This window comes from Rhodococcus sp. BP-332 (assembly GCF_019836065.1).
GTDB lineage: Bacteria > Actinomycetota > Actinomycetes > Mycobacteriales > Mycobacteriaceae > Rhodococcoides.
Genome location: NZ_JABUEC010000002.1, coordinates 583,889 through 594,709, shown reverse-complemented (window position 1 = coordinate 594,709; position 10,821 = coordinate 583,889). Strand labels below are relative to the sequence as shown.

The following is a 10,821-nucleotide window of genomic DNA, read 5'->3' as shown; positions in this document are numbered from 1 at the left end:
GCTCATCCCGACCGGCCTCCGGCCTACCCGCCGGTCAGGCGTTCTTCGTGAGCCAGTCGTGCGTGACCTCGCCCTCGCCCCGCCACAGATCGACGAGGTTGACGAGCATCAACTGTTCGAGCTTTCCGCCGATGAAGGGGATGTACACCTTGGCCTCGGACGTGGTGCGCAACGTGGAGCCGGCCTCGGTGGCGAAGAGGGACGTCGTGCCGGTGAGGCTGCCCGGGCCGGCGGGAATCGACGCGTCGTACTTCCCGGCGGTGGTCTCCGAGTACGCGTCGTGATGGATGTTGCGGGTGATGACCATGTCCTTCTTCATCACCGCCTGCGCGACGTCGGGCAGCGTGTCGCGCGGAATGATGTGCCGCATGACCACGTCGACGCCGTCTGCCGTGACCTCGAAGCGCGTGAGCTCGTTCTCCGAGTACTTGCGCAGCTCCTCGATCACCGCGTCCCAGTAGTCACGCGTCGTCAGCGCCCCGTACACCTGCTCTGTGGTGAACGGGAGACGAGCCGAGTAGTTCATGCGACGTGCCATGGTCGATGAGGTTACCGGTGAGTCAGAGGTGCTCCGGCGCCCAGGTGTCGGTGAACTCTTGCTCGGCGTCGATCAGCGCGAGAACCTGCTCGATGACCGCCTGCTCGATCTTGCCGCCGAAGATCGGCACCTTGACCTCGGCCTGACCCGTCGCCGTCAGGCTCGATGCGGAGCCCTTCGAGCGCAGTGCCAGGGTGCCCGTGATGGACGCCGGGGCGCCCTCGACCTTGGCCTCGAAGGTGCCCGAGGCGCCCTGCGCGTCGAGGGAACCCCACGACTCGGTCCGGTGGATGATCAGATCGCCCGGGCGGATGCTGGTGATGGCGCCGGGCAGGAACTCCTCCGCGATGGCCTGGGTCATCGACACCGACACCGTGCGGCTGTCCGCGTCGTCGCCTGCGACGGTCACGTCGTTCAGCTGCGCCTTGGGGCCGCCGACGGCCTCGAGCCGATCGGTCCAGTACTGCTCGGTGGTGAGGGCGGCGTGGACGTCGGACGCGGCGAGCGTGGACGGGACCGTGTGATCGAACCTGCGTGGCATGAGCTGAGATTAGCCGGTGGCGCGTCGTCCGAACCCCGAGCCCGTACCTCGAACGTCGTGACCTGCGTGCCGGGAGCGGGTCAGCCGGAACCGAGGCGCGTGACGGTCGACCAGAGCGGATCGTCGTAGCCGATGTCGAAGGTGCAGTCGCCCGGCCGCGGATCCGGAACGAACGCCCAGAGCAGGAATCCGGCGGTGCCCGCGGCGCGCTGGCCGGCCACCTTCGTCTCGATGTTCGCGGCCCGGTGATCCAGCGTGGAGCAGGATCCGGCGTTCTGGCCGATCTCTCCCATGAGCAGCGGCTTGCCCACCTCCGATGCCTGCGTGAGACGACGCTCGAGCCCGTTCCACCGATCACCGGGAAGCGGCACACCGTCCGCGCCGTAATCGTGGTACTGGACGATGTCGACGTACGGCGACGCGGCGATGTCGCGGTACTCGTCGCCTTGCGTGCCGCACTGGCCACCGCCGGTCAGACCGGCCGTGATCGGCGTGGAGGCGTCGAGTGAGCGAACGAGCGCCCCGGTGTCGTCGACGAAACGACGCAGCACCGACGCGGCATCGGCGGGGCACGTGCGGTCGGTCCAGTCGCAGGACTCGCCGCACACACCGGGTTCCGGTTCGCCGACCACCTCCCAGGCCGCGAGGGCCGGGTCCCCGCGCCAGCGGTCGACCGCCCGCGTCACCCATTCCTCGAAGCTGACCAGGGCGCGTGCGTCGGCGACGTCCCGCCACCCCTCGGCGTACCAGTAGCGGTCCTTGAACTGCTCGTCCTCGCACGCGCCGTCCTGGGCGGCGAGTACCGGTATCACCAGTTGGCCGTGTGTCCGGGCGGCTTCCAGGACCGCGTCCATCGGGGCGAAATTCAGCGTGCCCGTGGTGCGGTCGATCGCGAGGGCCTGGAAGGCATCGAATCGGGTGATGGAGCGGGGCGGCAGGGCGGCGAAGTATCTATCGAGATCGACCATCGCCCCACAGCCCTCGTTGACCGACCAGTCCGTCGCCAGTTGATAGGCATTGAATCCCGACGGCCACCAGGGTCGGCCGTCGAGCGTCAGACCGTCGGCCGATGCTGCGACGCGCGCCGAGGTCTGCGGCGGTGCCGCGACGGAGGGGGCGGCCTGTGCGCAGCTCGTCAGAAGAAGAACCACGACCACGGCCGCGCGCAGCACGGCGCCTGCGGATGACATTGCGACACTGTATCTCCGGACATGTCCTCGGAAATGGCGGCGCGGCACCCGGCGAGCATCCTTTTCGGGCCTTGTTAGCGGGTCGAGCGACGAGTTTCCATCCCATTCATCGACCGTTCGGTCCGTAACGTTGTTCAGTGCGTGTCGCAATACCGTTGCAACACTGCGAAATACGAACTGTCGCCATTACGGCAACCGACGCGAGAATCCGGGCGGGCTCGTTTATGATCGACGGAATTCGCCTTTCTGTGCGGTTTCTGCATTCCATCGTTCTCGAGAAAGACGTGCTGCGCCGATGCGTGTGGTTCCCAGTCGTCGACGCGCCATTGCCGCGTCGGTCGTCGCCCTCTCCCTGCTCCTCACCGCACCCGGTCTCGCCGTCGCGCAGGAGGACTCGGAACCCGCGCCGGTGTCGACGCCCCTGAGCTTCGCGTCGATGGGCCTCGGCGGCTCCATCGCTCTCGCCGGACGGCGCGGATCCGCCGTCGTCACGGTTCCGGTGCCGCCCGGGACGGTTCCCGCCGCGCTGCGGGGCACCGTCGAGGTCCCGGCCGGACTCGAACGCGGGTGGCTGGACGTCACGCACCGCGGCCGGATCGTGGGGCGGGTCGATCTGCCCACCGGAGTGCCCACCGCCCCGGTCGAGGTTCCGCTGACCGGTCTCGACGTCGTGGACGACACCGTGACTCTCGAGATGGCCACCACCGTGGTGCCGTCGGCCGGATACTGCCTCGACTCCCGTGAGTCGTCGACCGTGCGGCTCCAGGATCCCGTGATGGACGTCGTCGGAACACCCGCGAATCCCACGGTCGTGGCCGACTTCCTTCCGCCGGTGCTGTCCGGACTGCGGATCTTCGTGCCGGACGAGCCCACGCCGGACCAGTCGACCGCCGCACTCACCCTCGCCACCTCGGTGGTCGACTTCTACGGTTCGCAGCCCGTCCGAGTGAGCGTCCTCCCGGCGAGCGCCGCCGGGGGCGCGGCCCCCGACGGCCCGTTCGAGCGGTCGGTGGTGCTCACGCAGAACACCGATCCCGACGCCCGTCTGATCTACCCCGCGACTCCCGGCGCACCCCCGCAACTGTTCGTCTCGGGTGACGGGACCACCCTCGTGGATCAGATCGCGCTGTTGACCAGCGACGTGTCCGCGCTGGCGGTCTCGACCCGGGTGTCGGCCGGTGCCGTCCGCGAACGACCCACCCTCACCGCCGATGCGATGACCCTCGGCGACATGTCGCTCGGCCCACTGACGGCGTCGGGGTCCGGCGAGGTCACGGTCACCGTCCCGGTCGACCAGACGCGCCTGGGACGGGCGGCGTCGAATCTGCGTGTGCACGTCCTGGGTGACTACACCCCGCTGTCCTCGGAGATCGCGGGTGCGCTCCGGATCTCCGTCGGCTCGAGCGATCTGGTCACCTGGCCGGCCGACGACACCGGGAGAATCGATCGGTGGGTCGACGTGCCCGCGGACCTGGTCGACCGGGTGACGTCGCTCGACGTCGTCATGCAGACCTCGGGTAACGGGGACGCGTGCTCCACGGGCGGGTCACTGACCCTGACCGTCGACGGCGGTACGACGATCGAGAGCTCGGGCGGAACACCGGACGCGCGTGGCTTCGCCTCCGTCCCGCAAGCGCTCATGCCGACCGTGGACGTGGCACTGGCGCAGCAGGATCTGCCGAACACCGTCCGTGCCGCGACCCTCCTGACCGGACTGCAGCGGCTGTCGGCTCGCGCGTTGTCGCCGGCCGTGGTTCCCGTCGAGCAGTTGCTGACCGGTTCCGGTCCGGGGTTGCTGGTGGCGCCCGACGGTGTCGACGACCTCGGCGGCGACTCCGAGCTGACCCTGCCGCTCGCCACGACCGGGACCAGCATCCTGACCCTGCGCGACGCGGAGGGTGACGACGACGGTGCTCAGGTCACCGTCGACAGCGACGTACCGTTCGCGTCCGTGCAGGTGGCCCGCGACAGCGACCGGACCCTGCTCGTGGCCACGGCGTCCGACCCGGTCCAGCTCGACGGCCTGGTGAGCTGGCTGGGTGCGGACCCGACACGCTGGGAGGGTCTGACCGGCGACGTGGTGCTCGGTGCGGGCGAGCGGGAACCGGTGTCACTGTCGTCGTCCGCCGACGTCGCGGGGTCGGAGCCGGTGGCCGCCGGATCGACCGCCCCCTCCGGCGTCTCGGCGATCCTGGTGGCGGGACTCGTCGCGTTGCTCGTCGGAGTGGTCGCGGCGGTGCTCGTGTTCGTGCGCAGTCGAGGTCGGCAGGACGAGGTGCCGCCGACGAGACCCGACGTGAGCGGCGGCTCGTCGGAGACGTCGTGACACGACCGGTCCGCACCCTTGCGCTTCGGTGGGCGGTGCTCGTCGTGTGCGTGGCGTTCGCCTTCGCGCCGACCTGGATCCGGCTCGCCGAGGAGGCGGACAGCGGCGCCGTCACCGCCTACGTCTTCGTCTTCCCCGTTCTCGCCGTGGTCGCGGGGCAGGGGACAGCCCGTCGACGGGAAGGAGAACTGCCGATCCACGACCGCCAGACCGATCTCATCGTCGGCGGAATCGGCGCCCTGCTCGCGCTGGCCGTCCAGGCCCTCTGGCTTCCGCGGTACTCGGATCAGTACGCGTTGCTGCACATCGACCTCGCCGCCGTCGTGCTGTTCACCCTCAGTGGTGCGATCATGCTCTTCGGCCTGCGCCCGGTCGGGCAGTTCTGGCCGATTCTGCTGTTGGCCTTCGCGATGTCGCCCATGCTGTACCGCCTCCTCGCGGTGTCGATGGGCGGCAGTCGATTCGCGTACGGCATGGTGCTCGTGCTCGTCGCCGGCGTCGCCGGGGCCATCGCGGTGGGTCGGACCCGAGGGCGCGCTGCGCTGGGGTTCCTCGTCACCGTGGCGGTCGGCGCCGCCGTGCTGCAGCTGGTGCTGGTTCTGGACCCGACCATCGACATCGTTCTGCTGCAACTGATTCCGACCGTGGGAGCCTCGGCCGCGACGGGGACCCTGTTCTATCTCTTCGCGCGGCGCGGCCGATCCAAGCGACCACTCGGGCGCCCCGTCGGTGCGCCGTCGGTGAAGAGTGCGCGATCGGCCGTGATCACGCTGGTGGTGGTCGCTGTCGCGCTGGTCACCAGGCCGCTGCCCGCTCCGCCGCCCCCCGTGGACACGGTCGGTCCGCCCGGCGTCGTCGCGGCCGCACTGGCCGCCCCCACCGGATGGCGTCTCCTCGACGACGAGACGTATCCGTGGGTCCGCTCGTACTTCGGGCAGCGCTCCTCGCTCGTGCGTCAGGAACTGCAGGCAGCGGTGGGGAATCCCGAGTGGGACGTGCGCGGTCGTCCGCGCACCGTCGTCGTGGACACGCTGACGACCACGAATGCCGCGTCGCTCGCCGTCTACCCGGAGCGGACGCTCTACCACCTGGCGAGCACCCGCACCAGTACGGCACTGCCCGTCGAACTCGGACACGGCGTGACGGCCTCGCTCTACACCTCGGTGGACGACACCCTGCTGCTCACCTGGACCAAGCTGGTCTTCGACTGGGTGCGCGACGGCGTGTTCCAGCGGATCACCGTGATCAGCGTGGACAACCACGACCCGGATGCGACGTTCCCCGAACCCACTCCGTCCATGGCATCGAACCTCTCGGCGGTGTTCGCGGTCTTCCTGCGGGGCAACACCATCGTCGGGGACGACGACCCCGACTTCGACGACCGAGGTCTGTTGGCATCGGTGGGCGCATCCCTGGTCGACGCCCAGTTCCCCGCAGGCGCGGAGGATCCTCGATGACGGCCGAGATCGGTCGGTCGCGGCCGCCGCGGATAGGTACCGAGAGCGCCGAGTTCCGCGCCGCCGCACTGGAGGACGCGATCGACGGCCTCGCGCGTCGGGACCCCCTGGCCTCCGCCGCGGTGGCGTTCGTCCCGTGGCAGAGCAACTTCGGGCTGGGCGTCCTCGTGGTGGCCGTGGCGGCGCTCGTCCTCGCACCGATAGCCACACTCGTGGCCGTCAGTGTCGTGTGCACGCTCGGGTACATCGCGATGATGGCGGACCGGGTACTGCTCTTCGCGCGGGGCCTCGACGCCTCGGCCATCGTCACGATCACCGATGCCGAGGCCCTCGCCGTGCCCGACGACGACCTGCCGGACTACACCATTCTCGTTCCCGCTTACGACGAACCGGAGGTGGTGGGCGATCTGATCGCCGCCATGACCGCGCTGAACTATCCCCCGGAGAAGCTACAGGTCCTCCTGTTGCTCGAGGAGGACGACGACGTCACCATCGAGGCGGCGAGGCGCGCCGGCGTCAGTCGGGTGGTGGAGGTCGTCCTCGTTCCCGCCGGTGATCCCAGGACCAAGCCCAAGGCGTGCAACTACGGCCTGCACTTCGCCACCGGCACCATCGTGACGATCTTCGACGCGGAGGACCTCCCCGAACCGCTGCAACTGCGGCGCGTCGTGGCGGCCTTCGCGAAGCTGCCGTCGACGGTGGCGTGCGTGCAGGCGAAGCTGGCCTTCCACAACGGATCTCAGAATCTGCTCACCGGCTGGTTCACCGCCGACTACGCGCTGTGGTTCGGGTACCTGCTACCGGGTCTGATGAAGAGCCGATCGCCCATTCCGCTGGGCGGCACGTCGAATCACCTGCGTGCCGACGTCATCGCCGAGGTGGGTGCCTGGGACGGCTTCAACGTGACCGAGGACGCCGATCTGGGCGTGCGCATCGCGGCGTCCGGATACTCCACCGCCGTCCTGGACTCGACCACGCTGGAGGAGGCCAACAGCGATCCCATCAACTGGGTCCGGCAGCGATCCCGGTGGTACAAGGGCTATCTGCAGACCTGGCTGGTGCACATGCGACGTCCGCGCCGCACCGTGCGCGCCCTCGGCTGGGTGGGCACGTACCGCTTCACCCTGCTGCTCGCCGGCACGCCCGTCACCGCCTGCATCAACATGGTGTTCTGGTTCACCACGGCAGCCTGGATCCTGGGTCAGCCGAGTGTGATCGTGGCGCTGTTCCCGCCGTACATCTATTACTTCTCGCTCGTCTCGCTGATCCTCGGCAACGTCGCCACCATCTACATGTATCTCGTCGCGAGCCGGGAGAGTGGGAATGCCTATCTCCTCGTCCCGAGTCTCACCATGCCGCTCTACTGGGTGATGATGAGTGTCGCTGCCCTGAAGGGATGTTGGCAGCTGCTGCGGAATCCGTCCTACTGGGAGAAGACGTTCCACGGGCTCTCGGCACCTGCGAAGGACACCGCACTCGCCGAGGACGCGCCGCCGTGAGCGTGCGCGGACCGTCGACGGCGGTCAGGTGGTTCACGTGCCTCGCCGCTGCCTACGGCCTCGTGGGAGCGGTCCTGTCGCTGCGCTTCGGGTACCTCCTCGGTGACGCCCTCAGCCGGACGTACGCCGCGCAGGCGGTGCTGCACAGCCGGGATCCGCACGTGTCGGCCATCGGGTTCGTCTTCACGCCGTTGACCGCGCTGCTGCAGCTCCCGATGGTCGTGTTCTCGGACCTGCTGCCCGCCATCACGCGGTGGAACCTCTCCGGTATCGCGGTGTCCGCCGTGTTCATGGCGGGCGCGGTGATGACGGTGCGCGGGATGTGCCTGGATCGTGGCTGCGGCCCCGTGCAGACCTCCGCTCTCACACTGGTGTTCGCGGTGAACCCGATGATCGTGTTCTACGGTGCGAACGGGATGAGCGAGGCCGTCTTCCTGTTCTTCCTCTGTTGGACCGCGCGACGCCTGCTGCGCTGGATCAGCACCGACGACGTCCACGATCTGCTCGTCGCCGGAATCGCCCTCGCTCTGGCGTATCTCACGCGGTACGACGCGGTCGCGGCCATCGCGGCGGCTGCCTTCCTCGTCTTCGGTGTGACCCTGTGGCGCGGGGGCCGACAGCGCTGGCGCCGGATGCGCCGACAGGCCGTGCTCGACGCGGTGCTGGTGGCGGGGCCGGGTCTGATCGCGTTCTTGGTGTGGGCGGCGATCAGTTGGATCATCACCGGACAGGCGTTCGCTCAGTTCTCCTCGACGTACGGCAACGCGGCGATCCTCGCGCAGTCCGGCGGGCCCACCGGGGACCCGATCGGCAACGCCGCCTACGTGGCCACCGCTGTCCTCGCCCTGGGTCCGGCGATACCGCTGCTGCTGCCGACCGTGGCCGGACTGTCCTGGCGGCGGCGCGACCTCGAATTCCTCGTGGCGCCGGTATTGTTCGGCGCCGTTCTCGCGTTCCAGGCGCTCACCTACATCGGCGGATCGACGTTCGGGTTCCTGCGCTTCTTCATCGCCGCGATCCCGCTGGCGCTCGTCGGGTGCATCCAGGTGCTCTCCGCACGCGGCGCCGTCCCGAGCCGTCGACCCGGGACGTTCGCCCACTCGCGGCGTCGACCCGAGGCGCCCACCGATCGCACCCGGTTCCGTCGCATCGTGGCGACGGGCACGGTGGTCCTGTCGGTGGCGTCACTGCCGGTGACCACCTACGTGCTCCTGCAGCCGTCACTGTCGCCGCAGCAATATGCGGTGGGGCAGTTGCTGAGTCGGCAGAGGTCGGACGAGGCGCAGCGGATCATCGCGTCGTTCTCGACGGAGCGGGCCCTGGCCGACTACCTGGACGCGCAGAGTCTGCCCGACGGCTCGGTTCTGGTGGACTCCGTCTACGGCTTCGCGGTCGTCGCCGCGTCACGTCACCCGAGGCAGTTCGTGGTGCCCTCAGACGAGGACTTCACGACCGTCCTCAACGATCCCGCCGAGGCGGGAGTGCGGCTGATGCTGACGGTGCCGAACAGCGGCCGCGGCGAGTCCGACGCGCTCAATCGCCGCTACCCCTCGATCTGGGAGAACGGCGCCGAAGTCGGCACGCTCGTGGTCGAGGTGCCCAACGACGGTGCCGATCAACCTGTCTGGCGCATCTACCGGGTTCTCGGTGTGGCCGACTGACACCCGGATCAGGCGCGCTCGGCTCGTAGCGGGTGGCCCTTCGACGTGAGGCACTTGCCCGTCTCGAGGTTCCAGTCCCAGCCGTGCAGATTGCACGTGAGCGTGGTGCCCTCGATGACACCGAACTTCGACAGATCCGCCTTGAGATGCGGGCAGCGCCGCTGGATCTCCCAGCCGTCCTTGACGATGGTGGCCGTGTCGTCGTGTGCCTCGGCAAACCAGCCGTCCGCGTAGGCGATGCGCTCGTCGGTGAGGCACTTGAAGAACGTGTACAGGAACTCGTTGTAGCCACCGACCCGCTTCGCCCGGAACCGCGTCGACAAGAAGATCGAGTTGACCCAGTCGGACTCCCCGTCCCGCAGCACCGTGCGGACCAGCTCGGCCGGAATCTCGAACGTGTAGCGGAACTTCTCGTCCTGGATCGGTTCGCGCACGATGCGTTTCGGGAAATCGAGCACCACTCTGTCGGCAGCCACCGGAGGTCGACCGGCCTCCGGCCTGCCCGTCAGATTCAGCTCCACCGGGTAGCCGATGCCGTCGGAGATCTGGTCGGTCTGCGCCATGATCGGCTCGAACAGTGCGCGCAACGGCCCCAGCAGCGGCTCGCCCGCCGCGGTTGCCCACGATGCCTTCTCGGCCGCGATGACGTCGGCCTGGCGCTGCGCGTACGCCTCGATGTAGTCGGCCTTGCCGGTGGTGAAGATGGCCTCCACCTCGTCGGTGGGCAGCGGGTGCGCCAGCTCGTTCAGGTCGGAACCCGAGAAGTCCGCCGTGGTTCCCGGCATCACCAGCAGGCCCTTGTCGTGGCCGTGGCGGCGCATCTGGTCGAGGAACACCATCTGGTCGGGGAAGATGTTCGCCGGATCGCCGTAGACGTCGTTGAGCGAGCGCAGCTCGTCGTCGAGGAAGCACGGGGGACCTGCGGACGGAATGACCCACGTGGCGCCGACCTGCTCGATGTACTGCCGACACCGGTCCATCTGACGCTGCCGCTTCTGCGTCCCGAACGCGTCCTTGGCGCGCTGCGGCATGTCGTAGACCATCGGGTACCAGATGGCGCCCGAGTACTGCAGCATGTGCACGTCGATGTGGCCGAAGGCCTCGGTCATCATGTCCAGATCGACGGGCCGGGCATCGTTCATGTTGAACGCGGTGGTCTCACCGTCGCTCACCACCAGGCCCGAGTCGCCGATGGGTCCGTCGGCCGGGGCACGCAGCGCCACGATCATGACGTCCAGGTCGCCCTTGGGGCCGGACACCGTGTGCTTGACCGAGTCCGTCGTCTCGAAGAACTTCGTGAAGCCGAGCTTCTCCAGCTCCGTGCGCAGGTCCGGCACCGGGTAGTCCGGCAGCAACACGACCGCGTCCTTGTTCACGTGCTTCGCCAGGTGCTTCGGGTCGAAGTGGTCCTTGTGCAGGTGCGAGACGTAGAGGTAGTCGCAGTTGCCCAGGTCGTCCCAGTCCAGCTGGGAGTTGTCGGGGAACGGGAACCAGGACGTGAAGTACGCCGGATTGACCCACGGGTCGCACAGAATGGACCCCGCAGACGTCTGGATGTGAAATCCCGCGTGTCCGACACTGGTGACCTGCACGTGAATCCTCCCGAAAT

The 10,821-nt window shown here is 68.6% G+C and carries 8 protein-coding genes; 4 read left to right on the top strand and 4 right to left on the bottom strand.

The window, feature by feature from the left end; all coding sequences use genetic code 11:
- Nucleotides 1–34 precede the first annotated feature (34 nt).
- The 3 genes from HQ314_RS08420 to HQ314_RS08410 form a co-directional block, all read right to left on the bottom strand.
- Nucleotides 35–538 carry a DUF2505 domain-containing protein gene (locus tag HQ314_RS08420; RefSeq protein WP_027506337.1) on the bottom strand — a complete coding sequence of 168 codons (504 nt, stop codon included), beginning with the start codon at nucleotides 536–538 and terminating at the stop codon, nucleotides 35–37.
- A 22-nt stretch (nucleotides 539–560) separates the two neighbouring features.
- Nucleotides 561–1,079 carry a DUF2505 domain-containing protein gene (locus tag HQ314_RS08415; protein WP_056441577.1) on the bottom strand — a complete coding sequence of 173 codons (519 nt, stop codon included), beginning with the start codon at nucleotides 1,077–1,079 and terminating at the stop codon, nucleotides 561–563.
- Between the two features lie 80 nt (nucleotides 1,080–1,159).
- Nucleotides 1,160–2,269 carry a beta-mannosidase gene (locus HQ314_RS08410; protein ID WP_222649809.1) on the bottom strand — a complete coding sequence of 370 codons (1,110 nt, stop codon included), beginning with the start codon at nucleotides 2,267–2,269 and terminating at the stop codon, nucleotides 1,160–1,162.
- Nucleotides 2,270–2,564: 295 nt separating this feature from the next.
- Here HQ314_RS08410 and HQ314_RS08405 point away from each other — a divergent pair, with 295 nt between their 5' ends.
- Genes HQ314_RS08405 through HQ314_RS08390 form a run of 4 tightly spaced genes read left to right on the top strand, consistent with a single transcriptional unit; the run spans nucleotide 2,565 to nucleotide 9,212 of the window.
- Entirely contained in the window at nucleotides 2,565–4,595 is a 2,031-nt protein-coding gene (locus tag HQ314_RS08405; protein ID WP_222649808.1) for a hypothetical protein, read from the top strand.
- Nucleotides 4,592–6,052, top strand: coding sequence for a hypothetical protein (locus HQ314_RS08400; RefSeq protein ID WP_222649807.1), 1,461 nt, complete (start codon nucleotides 4,592–4,594; stop codon nucleotides 6,050–6,052). The genes HQ314_RS08405 and HQ314_RS08400 overlap by 4 nt, the downstream gene beginning before the upstream one ends.
- Nucleotides 6,049–7,551: a glycosyltransferase gene (locus HQ314_RS08395; RefSeq protein WP_222649806.1), complete on the top strand. Its 1,503-nt coding sequence runs from the start codon at nucleotides 6,049–6,051 to the stop codon at nucleotides 7,549–7,551. The genes HQ314_RS08400 and HQ314_RS08395 overlap by 4 nt, the downstream gene beginning before the upstream one ends.
- Before the next feature lie 2 nt (nucleotides 7,552–7,553).
- Nucleotides 7,554–9,212 carry a glycosyltransferase family 39 protein gene (locus tag HQ314_RS08390; protein WP_374197832.1) on the top strand — a complete coding sequence of 553 codons (1,659 nt, stop codon included), beginning with the start codon at nucleotides 7,554–7,556 and terminating at the stop codon, nucleotides 9,210–9,212.
- Between the two features lie 8 nt (nucleotides 9,213–9,220).
- Here the strand turns inward: HQ314_RS08390 and HQ314_RS08385 are convergent, their stop codons facing one another.
- On the bottom strand, nucleotides 9,221–10,804 hold the full coding sequence (locus HQ314_RS08385) for a Rieske 2Fe-2S domain-containing protein (RefSeq protein ID WP_222649804.1): 1,584 nt from the start codon (nucleotides 10,802–10,804) through the stop codon (nucleotides 9,221–9,223).
- Nucleotides 10,805–10,821 lie beyond the last annotated feature (17 nt).